Below are 15,994 nucleotides of genomic sequence, written 5' to 3'. Positions count from 1 at the left end.
AAAATGAAGCTAACAACCTATTTCAATGATTTTCTGAGTAACATTCGTCTGACAAAAAATCAAGTTGATGATCTTATTAAAGGTCACAAAACGTTACGGGAACGATTAGAAGGAGACGATACTCTTTCAAAAATTATTGTAAGTACGTTCCTGCAAGGGAGTTATAGAAGATCGACAGCAGTGAAACCTAAGAGCGATCAACGTTCTGACGTAGATGTGATTGTGGTTACTAAATTAGTCAAAGATGACTACACACCGGATGAAGCGATGAAAGTTTTTGAACCCTTTATGGAAAAATACTACAAAGGAAAATATCGTTATCAAGGACGATCAATCGGTATTGAACTGAGCTATGTCGATCTCGATGTTGTAATCACTTCGGCACCTTCAGAGGCTGAAGAAGGGATTCTGGAGACTGAAAGTGTTGAAACAAACTCCACGATTGAGGAATTAGAAGCAATCGTAAAATCATATTCTGCTTACCAATATAACAGTGAAGTGCGGGGATTCTTAGCGTTTGCAAATAATGAACCAGAATGGAAAACCTCACCACTGCACATTCCAGACCGAAGCGTTGAAGAATGGAAGGAAACCCACCCACTCGAACAAATTCGTTGGACCTGGAATAAGAATGCCTCATGTAACGGTCATTATATAAATGTGGTAAAAGCATTAAAATGGTGGAAACGTGTAAATGATCCTGGAAATCATCCTAAAAGCTATCCTTTGGAACATCTAATTGGACAAACATGCCCCGATCATATCACTTCTGTTGCTGAAGGGGTAACCTTCGCATTGGAAGCCATAGTATCAAATCACCCTACGAAACCTTTCTTAGCCGATCACGGTGTCCCAGAGCATGATGTTTTTGCAAGAATCACAGATGAAGAGTATGACACCTTTTATAAAAAGGTACAGACTGCGGCTACTATAGCAAGACAAGCACTTGATGCTGTAACCGTGAAGGAAAGTGCAAATAAGTGGATCGAACTCTTTGGGAGTAAATTCCCTTCTCCCCCCGCAGATACAAGTACAAATAGCAGTAGTAATGGCTTCTCTTCTCGAATTGAAAAGACTACTCCTGGTGGTGGAAGGTTTGCTTAATCAAGAAGAACCAAATGCTTTATTATTGCAAGGTAGAAGAGCGCTTGAAGGTTTTCAGGAAGTAGAACTGTGTGAAGATTTGAGTTGGGACCCACGAACTTCAAAATGGGTCCTTTTTTGCTCTATCTATTTGGACGTAATTAAAAATGCACATATTACTAAGACGACTATGTGGTATGTTCTCATTTCACCTGAATATCCGCTTGGTGAAATAAGTTTTTATCCAGCCATTAATGGTGGGATTGAGGCTACCTTTCCTCATCAAAATCACAATGGATATTACAATGACGATAGACCTTGGAGGAAAGGTAAACTCTGTCTTGATGCATCTGTTAGCGTGCTTGGAAGGAATGCAATTAACACTGAACCCCAAAACGTAGATCGATTATTATGGCACTTTACCAGAGCTATCGATTGGATTAAGTTTGCCTCAGCCCAAGAGTTAACCTCTATAGGAGATCCATATGAATTGCCTTCATTTCCGAAGGAATCTAATGAGACAATTGTATTTTCAGAAAGTCCAACAACTCTATGGAACTGGCTAGAGTTAAAAAAAACATACGGGGTTGTAAAATTTTCGAAAATGAATAGCGAATCAAACATTTGGCTTTCAAAAGAATACTTGGTACAAAATAAAAGTTATTATCAACCCAAATGGGGAACGTTGATTTCTGACTTGGATGACCAAACTACAATCGGTATCTGGATAAAGCTATATGAGGCCCCAGTTATCGCGCCTTGGCAAGTTCCACATACGTGGGAAGAGCTTCAAAAAACTTTGCTGATACAAGGTATAAACTTAATAGACATTATCAAAGATGCTGCGCACCTGTTGCGCGACGGAAAACACCATTATATTACCTTGGGTTTTCCCATTCCCGAATATGTTGGAGAAAATGCTATGGTGATGAATTGGCAAGGAATAAAATTACCTATACTCTCACATGGAAAGTTATTCGCTAAAGGCTTCCGAAAAGATGAATTAGGTTATTGGCAAAGAGATCGAACGGTTATTTTCCGTAAACATGAGAAAGTTAGTTGGACCTTTTCAGAAAACTGGAACAGAAATGAAATATTGAATAGAGGGCGGATGGATTCTGGAATAACACAATCAGCTGTTTTACAAATTGGAGCTGGTTCATTAGGATCGATGATTGCTGAGCAATTAGTTAGAGCAGACCTACAAAAATTGCATATCGTTGATTATGATTTACTCGAGGCAGGGAACCTCGTGAGGCATACTCTTGATATGAATTCCCTAAATAAAAATAAAGCGTTGGCACTATCAAAAAAACTGAATACTTCTGTTCCCCATAGTAAAGTGAGGGGATATGCCGCACATTTCCCTTCTGAACAGTTAGATTACACCAACTATAGAGTCATTCTAGATTGTAGCGGGGAAGATGACGTCATATATAAATTGCAGATGCTACCCTTAACATATCCAAAAGTATTCATTTCTGTCTCCTTAGGTTATGCTGCCAAAAGGTTGTTTTTCTATACGCATAAGACAAATCAATTTTCTCCAGATACCTTTTTCAAGATGCTTAGCCCTTGGATTGAGAAAGAAAGAGACGGTTATAGAGAAGATGACCTGCCCAGAGATGGTATTGGATGTTGGCATCCTGTTTTTCCTGCTAGGATAGATGACGTATGGTTAATGTCTGCTGTTGTCATAAAAGGTATTGAGAAATATATTCTTAATCCAGCTAATAATCCCACTTTGCTAATCTATGAGCAAATTTTCGAAGAAGGCTTGTTTAGTGGCGTCAAACTAGTGCATAAGGAGGAATGGCATGACTGATAAAATATATTATCACAATGATTTTGCCTACACTGTTTTATTAGAGAACGAATTAATTAATCAAATGCTGAATTTTTGCCGTGCTAAAATGCCATTGGAAACCGGGGGGATTTTAGTCGGCGAATACTCTGAAAATGCTCTTTCTGCAAGAATAATGTATATTTCTGGTCCACCTCAGGACTCTAAACATCGAACACATGAATTTTACAGAGGAACCCATAATTTAGAATCTCTACTTTCTGATTTTTGGGAAAAGGGTCTGTTTTATTTAGGGGAATGGCATTTCCATCCGAAGGCATCTCCAAATCCAAGTTTGGTTGATCGTAAACAGATGAGAAAAATATCAAACGGTAATAACTATAACTGCCCAGAACCCATTTTATTAATTCTAGGAGGAGATCCTAATGAGAAATGGCATATATCATGCTCGATTTTTTCAAATAAGCATGGTTGGATCGAACTAATGGAAGATCGTTAGGGTTTATGATGTATAGATCAAATATTCGTTTGAAATTTCAGCAATACTCAAAATAAACGTCGTATTGCTCTTTTTAGCTATTTAGACCCCAATTAACAAAATAACAAGCCTTTTTAGCTGCTGAATCGGTTAATACATGGTAACTAAACTCGAGGCGGCGATAAAAATGAGTAACAAAGAGATTGAACAATTGAATAATGCAATGAAACATGCATCAGACAAACTATAAAAAAGCTTCTAAAAAATTTTTTGGAAATATTCAAATGAAAAAGGGGTAATATACATCTTTTTTTTGCGAAAATAGAACAAACATTATTCAAACGATGCTTTGTTAAATGTAAGTCCCGAATTTTTGGTTAATGGTCAGGAGCTTCTAGCCTACTATACTGTGTCAATCGTTGTTACAGCAAATAACGACTTATGACGAAGGTCGTTACAAATCATGCCAAAATTACGTTACAGAATCACTGAAAACAGGCCTTTTTAGTGACAAGATGAATTACAACTCACAATAGCTTTCACAACAGAGTCAGTCCCGGTGTGTCTGAATAAGACGTAATGCATCCGGGGCTTTTTTGTATTCTTTTTCTGCTTCAATATTATAATTAGGAGTGATGAATATGGGGATTATTGTGGCGATTGGCGGAGGAGAGATTAGCGAATTGGAGACTTTGGCCATCGATCAAACGATTGTAGATCTAACGAACAAAAAGAATCCCAAAGCGCTGTTCATTCCTACAGCCAGCATGGATGCGGAAGGGTATTGTGACTCTTTTCAATTAGTATATGGTGACCGGACTGTCCTCATTATAATGAAGACAACCGCGAGGCAGATTTCTTGGAAATGGTTAAGGGGATGGATACAACAGGCATAGCTATTGAGAATCACTGCGCCATTATTTATAAAGATGATGGGTATAAAGTGATCTCCTCCAGAGAACAGGCCAAGGCCTATAAGATACAAGAGATCAATCAGCAGATGATCGTGACGGAGATTGAGGAGCATGCTGAATATAATGAGATAGTGAATATGTGAATAAAAGCCCGTACTCTGCCTATCAGGCCAGAGTACGGGCTTTTGATTGTTTAGAGGACATCTTGTCTGTTTTCGTTTTCAGTGTAGATGGAGATTAGCACAATCGCGGTGTCTTCCCCGGTATTTTTGACGGAATGGGGGGTGCAGGCATTCCAGCTAAAGGAATCACCCTCGGTAAATTCAGCTCCGTCTTCCCCTTGCTGCGCATAGATGGTCCCTTTAATGACGACATGGACCTCCTGTCCTTCATGCGCATGGGGGGCATCCCCAATCATGGCACCGGGAGGGAACTCGACGATCGACATGCGTACGTTCTGGGTGGAGCTGAGGTGTTCGACTTTTAGCTCAGCTGCGCCGCTGGTGGTGATTCTCCGTTCATCCTTGCGGACAATCTGCATGCGCTCTTCTTTTTTTAGCAGCAAATAAGCAAGCGGCACCTTCAGAGCCTGGGCGATATTCTCCAGTGTAGCAATGGAAGGTGATGTCTTATTGGTTTCGACCTGGCTCATGAAGCCCTGGGAGAGGCCGGTAGTGTCGCATATTTGCGCGATGGTGATATTTTTACGCTTACGGATTGCCCGTATTGTAGCGCCGATATCCATGGGATCACACCTTCGTAATATTTGTAATACTAAACTTATTTTCATATTAACAATTTTATTATTGACAAGTCAATGTGTGCTGCGATAAATTACTTATATAGAAAATATATTATTATAACTAATATTCAAGCGAGGATCTTCAGTATGGAGGAAAATAAGATGGACCCTAAGTATTCATATGATATTCACTTACCGGATGGGCTTGAGCAGGGCAGGAAATACCCGGTGATCTTTACTTTTCACGGCAAAGGCTCTAATGAGCGCAATATGTTTGGTCTGGTGGCGCCGCTGGCTGATGAGTTTATTATTATCGGAGTTCGCGGGAATTTGCCGCTGGGTACGGGGTATCAATATTATGATTTGAAAAGCCTGGGCAACCCCATCCGCGGGATGTTTGACCAAGCTGTCGGCGATCTTGAGGCTTTCATTCACTATGCAACGCAGCAGTATCCGGTCGATCCGGACAAACGTTATTTGCTCGGCTTCAGCCAAGGGGCCATTCTGTCCATGACGCTTGCGCTTACAATGGGGGAGCAGTTCAAGGGGATTGTCGCACTGAATGGATATATTCCTGAATTTGTGAAAATGGAGTATAAGCTCCGTAGCGTTAAGAACGTGTCTGTCTTCGCTTCGCATGGTGAATACGATTCGGTGTTCCCGGTGAGCATTGGACATGAGACTGCCGCCTATCTGAAGGGGCAAACCGAACGGTTGACCTTCAGACTCTATCCGTCCGACCATGGCGTAACTGAAGAGAACCAGCGTGATTTCTTGCAATGGCTCAAGCAGGATGCCGGATTAACCATTAATAAGGAGTGATTGACTATGATGCCTTCCTATTTTTTTGCACACGGAGCTCCATCTATCGTTCTTGAAGATAATGCCTACACCAAGCTGTTAAAAGAGTTCAAGGACCATATGCCCAAACCGAAAGCCATCGTTCTCTTCTCAGCGCATTGGGAGGAAACCGTGCAGTCAGTGGGCGCGGCGGCAACGTACGATACCATTTATGACTTTGGCGGATTTCAGGACGAGCTGTACCAGATGACGTATCCCGCACATGGCGATCCGGCTCTCGCGGAGCAGATTCAGAAGCTTTTGACTGCGGGTGGTGTGAAGAATGTCAGGGATGAACAAAGAGGACTCGACCACGGCGCATGGGCTGTGCTGAAGCTGCTCTATCCGGAGGCGGATATTCCGGTTGTGGCGATGTCTGTGAATCGTGATCTGTCTAATGCCCAGCAGTATGAGATCGGCAAGGCGCTGGCGGCGCTGCGTGAACAGGATGTGCTTATCATCGCGAGCGGGGGAACCGTTCATAATTTGCGGAGGTTGAACTGGAATTCGGATGAGGTCAACGGGTGGGCCGAGCAGTTCGATCACTGGATTCAGGAGAAGGTGGAAGCATGGGATACAGAAGCGCTGTTCCAATACGAGGAGCTTGCTCCTTATGCGGAGATGGCGGTCCCAACGAGTGAGCACTTTATTCCGCTGTTCATCGCTATGGGAGCGGGAGACCCGGGGCGTAATGCGCAGCTGCTTCACCGGAGTTATCAGTATGGCAATCTAAGCTTGAGCTGCTGGCAGTTTAATTAAAATGTGGTGAACTCCGCATGCTCCGCTTCGGCAATCTCCTTGGCATAATTCCGAAATCAGGCATGTCAAGCTGTCGGGGAGGAAGGAATTTCCGGTCCACTTTTCAATACATTCTTGGTAAGGTAGGGGGACTGCTATTCTGAAGAGGTGATAATTATGCAAAAGAAACATTGTGCATTCTGCGATCAGATTGTCCGCATTACAGCAGAGAGTGAGTACGATGAGTATATCGACTGCTCCTGCTCTCCTGGCGGAAGCTACGGCCTGCTTAGAGACAGCTATGAATCAATTCTTGCGCTCTCGTTCCAGCAGAAGCGGGACATGCTGCATCTGATCTCAGGTTATATCCGTGAAAAGACGGATTGTGGCGAGAAGGTGATCCTTGCGTTCAGCGATCTGGAGGATATTGTGAATGCCCCGGGTATTCCGGTAACGGCTGAGGATAAAGGGGACCGGCTGTTGCAGTATCTGTATAGGCATTGTAGTGGCCCCGGGGAGCCCGTAGTGATTCATCCCCTGTCCCGCAGCTACAATCTGACATACTCTCCCAATCTGCAGGAGCTGGTCTATATTATTGACAGGCTGCAAGGTGAGAATCTGTTAGTCCGGGAAGGTATGAACTTCACATTGACCTCCCTGGGGTGGGAGGAAGCCGTGGCTACCTCAGGAGGCCGGACCTTACAGCAATGCACCGTTCTTCTGCCGGATGATGAGAAGCTGCAGGCGGAGTGGCAGGACAAGCTGTGGGCCAAAATCGAGCAGTTGGGCTATTTCCCCCGTTTGCTTGCCAGCAAGAACGAAGCTGCGAATTCGTTGGAGCCTGTGGCGGACAGCAAGCTGGTTATTGCGGACCTCACAGGCCAGTCATCTGAGGTGTATCTGGCAGCGGGCTATGCGCTTGGGCTGAACATTCCGGTAATCTGGACGGTCAGAAGCGATGAGGCAGATACATTAAGGATCCATCTTCAGGAGATACGTCCTCTGGTTTGGGATACTGCGGAAGAGCTGATGGTATTGCTTCAGCAAGAACTTTTGAAATAATAGTTGCATAGTTGTTTGATCCATGTTATATTATAAAAGTTGCTGGTGACGTGGTGAGCGGCGCTAACAACGAGCTTGATCTTTGAAAACTGAACAACGAGTGAGTATCGGAAATCACTTCGGTGAGATCCAAACAGTGATGAGTTTCACAGCGTCTTGTACGCTTTAGAAATTCATCGTGAGAATGTAAATTCTCGTCAGATGTTTCAAAATGAGCAATCGCTCTTTCTAAATACCAATTTGGAGAGTTTGATCCTGGCTCAGGACGAACGCTGGCGGCATGCCTAATACATGCAAGTCGAGCGGAGTTTGAAAGGAAGCTTGCTTCCTTTCAAACTTAGCGGCGGACGGGTGAGTAACACGTAGGCAACCTGCCCTCAAGCCTGGGATAACTACCGGAAACGGTAGCTAATACCGGATAATTTCTTTTTTCTCCTGAGAGAAGAATGAAAGGCGGAGCAATCTGCTGCTTGGGGATGGGCCTGCGGCGCATTAGCTAGTTGGTGGGGTAACGGCCCACCAAGGCGACGATGCGTAGCCGACCTGAGAGGGTGAACGGCCACACTGGGACTGAGACACGGCCCAGACTCCTACGGGAGGCAGCAGTAGGGAATCTTCCGCAATGGGCGCAAGCCTGACGGAGCAATGCCGCGTGAGTGATGAAGGTTTTCGGATCGTAAAGCTCTGTTGCCAGGGAAGAACGTCCGGTAGAGTAACTGCTACCGGAGTGACGGTACCTGAGAAGAAAGCCCCGGCTAACTACGTGCCAGCAGCCGCGGTAATACGTAGGGGGCAAGCGTTGTCCGGAATTATTGGGCGTAAAGCGCGCGCAGGCGGTTATTTAAGTCTGGTGTTTAAACCTTGGGCTCAACCTGAGGTCGCACTGGAAACTGGGTGACTTGAGTACAGAAGAGGAAAGTGGAATTCCACGTGTAGCGGTGAAATGCGTAGATATGTGGAGGAACACCAGTGGCGAAGGCGACTTTCTGGGCTGTAACTGACGCTGAGGCGCGAAAGCGTGGGGAGCAAACAGGATTAGATACCCTGGTAGTCCACGCCGTAAACGATGAGTGCTAGGTGTTAGGGGTTTCGATACCCTTGGTGCCGAAGTTAACACAGTAAGCACTCCGCCTGGGGAGTACGGTCGCAAGACTGAAACTCAAAGGAATTGACGGGGACCCGCACAAGCAGTGGAGTATGTGGTTTAATTCGAAGCAACGCGAAGAACCTTACCAGGTCTTGACATCCAACTAACGAAGCAGAGATGCATCAGGTGCCCTTCGGGGAAAGTTGAGACAGGTGGTGCATGGTTGTCGTCAGCTCGTGTCGTGAGATGTTGGGTTAAGTCCCGCAACGAGCGCAACCCTTGACTTTAGTTGCCAGCAGGTTGAGCTGGGCACTCTAGAGTGACTGCCGGTGACAAACCGGAGGAAGGTGGGGATGACGTCAAATCATCATGCCCCTTATGACCTGGGCTACACACGTACTACAATGGCCGGTACAACGGGAAGCGAAGCCGCGAGGTGGAGCCAATCCCAGCAAAGCCGGTCTCAGTTCGGATTGCAGGCTGCAACTCGCCTGCATGAAGTCGGAATTGCTAGTAATCGCGGATCAGCATGCCGCGGTGAATACGTTCCCGGGTCTTGTACACACCGCCCGTCACACCACGAGAGTTTACAACACCCGAAGTCGGTGGGGTAACCCGCAAGGGAGCCAGCCGCCGAAGGTGGGGTAGATGATTGGGGTGAAGTCGTAACAAGGTAGCCGTATCGGAAGGTGCGGCTGGATCACCTCCTTTCTATGGAGAATCGTCTTCTGCAATGAAGACATTCAAATCGGAAGCTTAGCTTCCACAATAGAACCTTCGGGTTCGAATACTCACTCGTTGGTCAGTTTTGAGAGTTTAAGCTCTCAAGTAAGAAACTTGATCCTTGAAAACTGGATACCGAAATGAATTTGCGTTTTAGAACATCTTTTAGCTGAAACTTGTGTAAGCAAGTGGAAATAGTTATTAGTTGCTACCGTGATTTTCCTTAGGGAAAACACATTGGTTAAGCTACTAAGAGCACACGGAGGATGCCTAGGCGCCAGGAGCCGACGAAGGACGTGGCGAACAACGAAACTGCCTCGGGGAGCTGTAAGCAAGCTTTGATCCGGGGGTGTCCGAATGGGGAAACCCAGCTGTGGTAATTCGCAGTTACTCATTTCTGAATACATAGGAAATGTAGAGGCAGACCAGGGGAACTGAAACATCTAAGTACCCTGAGGAAGAGAAAACAATAGTGATTCCGTCAGTAGCGGCGAGCGAACGCGGAACAGCCTAAACCAAGGGGCTTGCCTCTTGGGGTTGTGGGACGTCTCACATGGAGTTACAAAGGAATATGGTAGGTGAAGAGGTCTGGAAAGGCCCGCGATAGAGGTAAAAGCCCTGTAGCCTAAACTGTGTTCTCTCCGAGACGGATCCCGAGTAGTGCGGGGCACGTGAAACCCCGTATGAATCCAGCAGGACCATCTGCTAAGGCTAAATACTACCTGGCGACCGATAGTGAAACAGTACCGTGAGGGAAAGGTGAAAAGCACCCCGGAAGGGGAGTGAAATAGAACCTGAAACCGTGTGCTTACAAAAAGTCAGAGCCCTCTTTATGGGTGATGGCGTGCCTTTTGTAGAATGAACCGGCGAGTTACGTTTAACATGCAAGGTTAAGGTGAGAAGCCGGAGCCGCAGCGAAAGCGAGTCTGAATAGGGCGACTAAGTATGTGGACGTAGACCCGAAACCGTGTGATCTACCCCTGTCCAGGGTGAAGGTGCGGTAACACGCACTGGAGGCCCGAACCCACGCATGTTGAAAAATGCGGGGATGAGGTGGGGGTAGCGGAGAAATTCCAATCGAACTCGGAGATAGCTGGTTCTCCCCGAAATAGCTTTAGGGCTAGCCTCGGTGAATGGAGTGGTGGAGGTAGAGCACTGATTGGGTGCGGGGCCCGCAAGGGTTACCAAGCTCAGTCAAACTCCGAATGCCATTTACTTCTTGCCGGGAGTCAGACAGTGAGTGCTAAGATCCATTGTCAAAAGGGAAACAGCCCAGACCATCAGCTAAGGTCCCCAAGTGTGTGTTAAGTGGGAAAGGATGTGGAGTTGCACAGACAACCAGGATGTTGGCTTAGAAGCAGCCACCATTGAAAGAGTGCGTAATAGCTCACTGGTCGAGTGACTCTGCGCCGAAAATGTAACGGGGCTAAACACACCACCGAAGCTATGGCTAGATACTTTGTATCTGGGGTAGGGGAGCGTTGTATGTAGGTTGAAGGTGTACCGTAAGGAGCGCTGGACAGCATACAAGTGAGAATGCCGGTATGAGTAACGAAAAGATCAGTGAGAATCTGATCCGCCGAAAGCCCAAGGTTTCCTGAGGAAGGCTCGTCCGCTCAGGGTAAGTCGGGACCTAAGGCGAGGCCGACAGGCGTAGTCGAAGGACAACAGTTTGAAATTACTGTACCACCGTAATCCGCTATGAGCGATGGGGTGACGCAGGAGGGTAGTGACGCGGACTGATGGATATGTCCGTCTAAGCAGTGAGGCTGGTGTGTAGGCAAATCCGCATACCGTTAAGGCTGGGCTGTGATGGGGAGCGAAAATTATAGTAGCGAAGGTCATGATCTCACACTGCCAAGAAAAGCCTCTAGCCAGGAGAAGGTGCCCGTACCGCAAACCGACACAGGTAGGCGAGAAGAGAATTCTAAGGCGCGCGGAAGAACTCTCGTTAAGGAACTCGGCAAAATGACCCCGTAACTTCGGGAGAAGGGGTGCCTCGGTAGGGTGAATAGCCCGAGGGGGCCGCAGTGAAAAGGCCCAAGCGACTGTTTAGCAAAAACACAGGTCTGTGCGAAGCCGTAAGGCGAAGTATACGGGCTGACGCCTGCCCGGTGCTGGAAGGTTAAGGGGAGCGGTTAGGGGTTAAACCCGAAGCTGTGAACCGAAGCCCCAGTAAACGGCGGCCGTAACTATAACGGTCCTAAGGTAGCGAAATTCCTTGTCAGGTAAATTCTGACCCGCACGAATGGCGTAACGACTTGGGCGCTGTCTCAACGAGAGATCCGGTGAAATTTTAATACCTGTGAAGATGCAGGTTACCCGCGACAAGACGGAAAGACCCCATGGAGCTTTACTGCAGCTTGATATTGAATTTGGGTACGATCTGTACAGGATAGGTGGGAGCCGTGGAGGCAGGAGCGCAAGCTTCTGCGGAGGCGCCGTTGGGATACCACCCTGATCGTATCTAGGTTCTAACCTAGTGCCCTTAGCGGGTACGGGGACCGTGTCAGGCGGGCAGTTTGACTGGGGCGGTCGCCTCCTAAAGAGTAACGGAGGCGTTCAAAGGTTCCCTCAGAATGGTTGGAAATCATTCGCAGAGTGCAAAGGCATAAGGGAGCTTGACTGCGAGACCTACAAGTCGAGCAGGGACGAAAGTCGGACTTAGTGATCCGGTGGTACCGCATGGAAGGGCCATCGCTCAACGGATAAAAGCTACCCTGGGGATAACAGGCTTATCTCCCCCAAGAGTCCACATCGACGGGGAGGTTTGGCACCTCGATGTCGGCTCATCGCATCCTGGGGCTGAAGTAGGTCCCAAGGGTTGGGCTGTTCGCCCATTAAAGCGGTACGCGAGCTGGGTTCAGAACGTCGTGAGACAGTTCGGTCCCTATCTGTCGTGGGCGCAGGAAATTTGAGAGGAGCTGTCCTTAGTACGAGAGGACCGGGATGGACGTACCGCTGGTGCATCAGTTGTTCCGCCAGGAGCATGGCTGAGTAGCTACGTACGGACGGGATAAGCGCTGAAAGCATCTAAGCGTGAAGCCCCCCTCAAGATGAGATTTCCCAGTATGTAAGACCCCTTGAAGACGACGAGGTAGATAGGTTGGAGGTGGAAGTGCAGCAATGCATGGAGCTGACCAATACTAATCGGTCGAGGGCTTATCCAAATTTCTAATGCGCAGATTCGTTTCGGATTCAGTTTTCAGGAATCAATTCCTGAAGCATTTACGCTGTAAATGCCCGTTTGGTGGCGATAGCGGAGGGGTTCCACACGTACCCATCCCGAACACGACCGTTAAGCCCTCCAGCGCCGATGGTACTTGGACCGAAGGGTCCTGGGAGAGTAGGACGTTGCCAAGCACACATGGCCACTGTTGAGAAATCAACAGTGGTCTTTTTGTATTCCGGACGAGGCTCTCATTTTACAACTCTATAACAACTGTCACTCTACTTTATAACATGTTGAGAGTAGGGTAATGGTAGAGAAAATACTACACTCCTGTGGAGGTTATCCCGTTGAATAAGAAGAAGTGGTCTGCTTCTATAGCAGTCCTGTTATGTGCTGGAGGGTTATTCGCCATCAGTGCTGTTGTCGTCCCGAACTTAGTGAACTCTGCCGTTGTCGCCAAGGACAGCACAGCAGCACCACAGAAGGATGTCAGACTACCTCTGACGGAGAGTGCGGTTCCTGTATTGAAAGTTGAGGCTCCCGTGCCGGTATCCACCGTGGAGGATTATCTGCGGAAGAATATGACCCAGGAGCAAATTCAGCAAATTGATGGCTTCCTAGACAGAGGACTTGAGCCCCAAGGGGATAGCAGCCGTGAGCTCACAGAATCGGAGACTAAGCGCCAATTGGTACTAGTCTGCATAAAGCGGAATTTGGCTTTCCTTCCCAATGGTGGGTGTATTTCTCTCCCTACAAGGAGCGGACCATGCGGGGACAAGGACAGGAGGTATGGAATTACCATGTGATTATCGATACAGAAACCGGAGTGTTAGTGGATACGACAGCTATTAATGCGGGCGCGATAAGAACGCCTATTGACGGAGCTGCGGCTGCCACTCTCCAGAAGGATCAGCGCTGGATCGAGGAAGCTAAACGGATAATTAAGAATAAGCAAGGTGAGCATAGGAAAATCGTAAAGGCATATCTGACTGATACCGAGGTGAACAATAAGCGCGGAATGGTTGCGGTAGATGTGTTATTAGAAGACGGCAGCAAATATAATGCGGAATTCCGCTATCCGAGTATGATGTTGCGTTGCCTCATTTATGAGCCTGCCGATAAGGGGAAATAAGCGGGAAGCTTATGTTCAATGAACAAACTAGTCCTGACGATCAAGCAGTTCTTGATTTGTCAGGATTTTTTGGCAGGCGGTTGTGTAAGGTCAGGTTCGGCTTATAGGTTATGGATGCTTTGGAATCTGGTATGATTAAGATTAGGTTACCTATGAAAGGGTATTCTGTGGCTACAGAGTTAGGAGGATATTCGACAGATGGCTCATATACTTGTTGTTGAGGATGAACAGGCGATTAATGATTTAATAACGATGAATCTTAAGCTGGTGGGACATACGTATGCCAAAGCCTATAGCGGCTCGGAGGTAGCGGACATGCTGGAGAAGGAGCGTGCGGATCTGGTCTTGCTGGATGTCATGCTTCCCGGTCTGGACGGGTTCGGGGTGATGGAGCAGATTGCGCCACTACGGATTCCGGTGATTCTGATTACGGCCCGGGGTGCACTCTCTGACCGGATCAGGGGCTTCGAGCTGGGTGCGGATGATTATATTATTAAGCCCTTTGAGATTCTGGAGCTGCTGGCCCGGATTAATGTCGTGCTGCGGAGGAATGAACAGGCCGCCTCTGCTTTTGTATGCGATGGGGTTGAAGTCCGGTTCACGGAGCGTCAGGTGTGGGTGGATCAGCTGCTGGTGGATCTGACGGCCAGAGAATTCGAGCTGCTTGAAGTGCTGATCCGTAACCGGAATATTGCTCTTTCCAGAGAGAAGCTGCTGGAGCTGGCATGGGGTTATGATTATGCGGGTGATACCCGTACTGTGGATGTACATATCCGGCAGCTGCGCAAAAAGCTGGGCTGGGAAGAACGGATCAAAACCGTGTTCAAGCTGGGCTACCGGCTGGAAGTTCAGGTCTAGCCATGCGGTTCTGGCATAAGATTCTCCTTGCTGTCCTGGTGCTGTTTATAGCGGCACTTGATGTAAGTGTCGTGATGGTAATGAAAAAAAGCTGGCAGCTGAACATGGCCAGTGAGAGCAAACGTGCGGCCAGCGAACAGCTGCTAATTACGAATAATATCTATGAGAATCTGGATTCCATTCGGGCAAGAGGCGTCTCTCTTACCCCGGCACTGCTGGTCAGTGTGGCTAAGTCCTATGGAGAACACTACCGTAAGCAGGGGATAGAGCTGGAGCTGCGGGATGATGGACTGCTGCTCTATCCTGGTGAGAAAGAACAGCGCGCTGTGCAGGAGGAGCATATCATGACGTTAGCGATGCCGCTCCCGGCTCCCTATCAGCATCTGGAGCTGGCCTATAACCGCGATATTAGCGGTCTGTATGCCCAGCAGCAGGAGCTGAACCGTTTTTTTGTGATGATTAACTGGATTGTAGGGCCGCTTCTTGTGGTACTGCTCTACCTTCTGATCCGGCATCTGACCAAGCCGCTCAAGCTGTTATCCGAGACGACGAAGACGATTGCCGAAGGCGACTATTCCAATCGTGTGGAGCTGAACAGCAGGGATGAATTCGGGGAGCTGGCCTTCAACTTTAACAAGATGGCTACTGTGATAGAGCAGCGGATGAGCGATCTCGCAGGCATGGCTGAGGATAAACAGCGGATGGTCGATAATCTAGCCCATGAGCTGCGGACACCGCTAACCAGTATGCAGGGATTTGCGGAGCTGCTAACCACAGCTAACATAGATCAGGACGATCAGGTCAAAGCGGGCCGCTATATTCTCAGTGAGACTGTGCGGCTGAAGAATCTGGCCTTCAAGCTGCTGGATCTGTCCGTTCTGCGGCATCAGCCGCTGATGTTGGATGAGGTAGACGTGGCTTCGCTATTCGACACAGTGGCCCAGATCGAGCAGCAGAGGGTAACAGATAACTTATTACTGCTGGAGCTGTATAGCACCATTCCTGCCGTATGGGGAGATGCGGATCTTCTGGCCTCTTTTCTGGTGAATCTGATTGAGAATGCCATTCCTGCGTCCCCGCCAGGCAGCACAATCCGCTTGCTGGCCTATCAGCAGGACGGAGAAGGGGTACTTGAAGTACAGGACAGCGGGAGCGGAATGACAGAAGAGCAGAGCAGGCGGGTATTTGAGCCGTTCTACCGTGCAGACCAATCGCGTTCACGGGCCTATGGCAACGCAGGTCTTGGTCTCTCTCTATGCCGCCAGATTGCCGAAGCGCATCAGGGCAGAGTTGAGCTGCAATCTGTCCCCGGGGAGGGAACGTGCATCCGCCTTTTTTTAAAAGATAATTTATAATGGTTT

At 47.8% G+C, this 15,994-nt stretch carries 13 protein-coding genes and 3 rRNA genes; 15 read left to right on the top strand and 1 reads right to left on the bottom strand.

What is annotated here, in order from left to right:
- Positions 1-3: 3 nt before the first annotated feature.
- The 5 genes from MKY86_RS25885 to MKY86_RS25870 all read left to right on the top strand — a co-directional run bounded on the left by MKY86_RS25885 (position 4) and on the right by MKY86_RS25870 (position 4,422).
- Complete coding sequence (locus tag MKY86_RS25885; RefSeq protein ID WP_076082037.1) at positions 4-1,104, top strand: SMODS domain-containing nucleotidyltransferase; 1,101 nt, start codon at positions 4-6, stop codon at positions 1,102-1,104.
- Positions 1,097-2,908, top strand: a complete 1,812-nt coding sequence (locus MKY86_RS25880; RefSeq protein ID WP_076082039.1) for a ThiF family adenylyltransferase — start codon at positions 1,097-1,099, stop codon at positions 2,906-2,908. The genes MKY86_RS25885 and MKY86_RS25880 overlap by 8 nt, the downstream gene beginning before the upstream one ends.
- Positions 2,901-3,386, top strand: coding sequence for a Mov34/MPN/PAD-1 family protein (locus MKY86_RS25875; RefSeq protein ID WP_076082041.1), 486 nt, complete (start codon positions 2,901-2,903; stop codon positions 3,384-3,386). Before MKY86_RS25880 ends, MKY86_RS25875 begins: the two co-directional genes overlap by 8 nt.
- A gap of 614 nt (positions 3,387-4,000) precedes the next feature.
- Positions 4,001-4,261 (top strand): Type 1 glutamine amidotransferase-like domain-containing protein, encoded by a 261-nt coding sequence (locus tag MKY86_RS34220; RefSeq protein WP_445669912.1) that lies wholly within the window; start codon positions 4,001-4,003, stop codon positions 4,259-4,261.
- Entirely contained in the window at positions 4,225-4,422 is a 198-nt protein-coding gene (locus MKY86_RS25870; protein WP_340827579.1) for a hypothetical protein, read from the top strand. The genes MKY86_RS34220 and MKY86_RS25870 overlap by 37 nt, the downstream gene beginning before the upstream one ends.
- Positions 4,423-4,472: 50 nt before the next feature.
- Here MKY86_RS25870 and MKY86_RS25865 read toward each other — a convergent pair whose 3' ends face one another.
- Positions 4,473-5,024 (bottom strand): helix-turn-helix domain-containing protein, encoded by a 552-nt coding sequence (locus MKY86_RS25865; RefSeq protein ID WP_036731166.1) that lies wholly within the window; start codon positions 5,022-5,024, stop codon positions 4,473-4,475.
- A 159-nt stretch (positions 5,025-5,183) separates the two neighbouring features.
- Between MKY86_RS25865 and MKY86_RS25860 the strand changes: the two genes are divergently transcribed.
- The 10 genes from MKY86_RS25860 (at position 5,184) to MKY86_RS25815 (ending at position 15,988) form a co-directional block, all read left to right on the top strand.
- Complete coding sequence (locus MKY86_RS25860; RefSeq protein WP_076082052.1) at positions 5,184-5,843, top strand: alpha/beta hydrolase; 660 nt, start codon at positions 5,184-5,186, stop codon at positions 5,841-5,843.
- Positions 5,844-5,849: 6 nt separating this feature from the next.
- Positions 5,850-6,620 (top strand): dioxygenase family protein, encoded by a 771-nt coding sequence (locus MKY86_RS25855; RefSeq protein ID WP_076082054.1) that lies wholly within the window; start codon positions 5,850-5,852, stop codon positions 6,618-6,620.
- Positions 6,621-6,776: 156 nt separating this feature from the next.
- Complete coding sequence (locus tag MKY86_RS25850; protein WP_076082056.1) at positions 6,777-7,661, top strand: hypothetical protein; 885 nt, start codon at positions 6,777-6,779, stop codon at positions 7,659-7,661.
- A gap of 237 nt (positions 7,662-7,898) precedes the next feature.
- Positions 7,899-9,459: ribosomal RNA gene (locus MKY86_RS25845) — 16S ribosomal RNA — on the top strand.
- Between the two features lie 251 nt (positions 9,460-9,710).
- Positions 9,711-12,641 (top strand): 23S ribosomal RNA (locus MKY86_RS25840).
- 76 nt (positions 12,642-12,717) lie between these two features.
- Positions 12,718-12,834: ribosomal RNA gene (rrf, locus tag MKY86_RS25835) — 5S ribosomal RNA — on the top strand.
- The 16S, 23S and 5S rRNA genes sit together here, the layout of an rRNA operon.
- A 156-nt stretch (positions 12,835-12,990) precedes the next feature.
- Positions 12,991-13,449: a hypothetical protein gene (locus MKY86_RS25830; protein ID WP_076085247.1), complete on the top strand. Its 459-nt coding sequence runs from the start codon at positions 12,991-12,993 to the stop codon at positions 13,447-13,449.
- Complete coding sequence (locus MKY86_RS25825; protein WP_076085250.1) at positions 13,446-13,775, top strand: hypothetical protein; 330 nt, start codon at positions 13,446-13,448, stop codon at positions 13,773-13,775. Before MKY86_RS25830 ends, MKY86_RS25825 begins: the two co-directional genes overlap by 4 nt.
- A 198-nt stretch (positions 13,776-13,973) precedes the next feature.
- Complete coding sequence (locus tag MKY86_RS25820; protein WP_076085253.1) at positions 13,974-14,633, top strand: response regulator transcription factor; 660 nt, start codon at positions 13,974-13,976, stop codon at positions 14,631-14,633.
- 2 nt (positions 14,634-14,635) lie between these two features.
- The gene (locus tag MKY86_RS25815) at positions 14,636-15,988 is read left to right on the top strand and encodes a sensor histidine kinase (protein ID WP_076085256.1); all 1,353 of its coding nucleotides are present in this window, start codon (positions 14,636-14,638) and stop codon (positions 15,986-15,988) included.
- The last annotated feature ends 6 nt before the right edge of the window (positions 15,989-15,994 follow it).

The sequence above is a fragment of the Paenibacillus sp. FSL R7-0333 genome (genome assembly GCF_038000365.1).
GTDB lineage: Bacteria > Bacillota > Bacilli > Paenibacillales > Paenibacillaceae > Paenibacillus_AQ > Paenibacillus_AQ silagei.
Note: the sequence above shows the minus strand (reverse complement) of the source record. Positions and strands in the feature narration are given on the sequence as shown.

Coding starts and splice junctions, on each gene's coding strand:
- MKY86_RS25885 (WP_076082037.1), top strand. CDS start 4: ATGAAGCTAACAACCTATTTCAATGATTTTCTGAGTAACATTCGTCTG.
- MKY86_RS25875 (WP_076082041.1), top strand. CDS start 2,901: ATGACTGATAAAATATATTATCACAATGATTTTGCCTACACTGTTTTA.
- MKY86_RS34220 (WP_445669912.1), top strand. CDS start 4,001: ATGAATATGGGGATTATTGTGGCGATTGGCGGAGGAGAGATTAGCGAA.
- MKY86_RS25865 (WP_036731166.1), bottom strand. CDS start 5,024: ATGGATATCGGCGCTACAATACGGGCAATCCGTAAGCGTAAAAATATC.
- MKY86_RS25860 (WP_076082052.1), top strand. CDS start 5,184: ATGGACCCTAAGTATTCATATGATATTCACTTACCGGATGGGCTTGAG.
- MKY86_RS25855 (WP_076082054.1), top strand. CDS start 5,850: ATGATGCCTTCCTATTTTTTTGCACACGGAGCTCCATCTATCGTTCTT.
- MKY86_RS25850 (WP_076082056.1), top strand. CDS start 6,777: ATGCAAAAGAAACATTGTGCATTCTGCGATCAGATTGTCCGCATTACA.
- MKY86_RS25820 (WP_076085253.1), top strand. CDS start 13,974: ATGGCTCATATACTTGTTGTTGAGGATGAACAGGCGATTAATGATTTA.
- MKY86_RS25815 (WP_076085256.1), top strand. CDS start 14,636: ATGCGGTTCTGGCATAAGATTCTCCTTGCTGTCCTGGTGCTGTTTATA.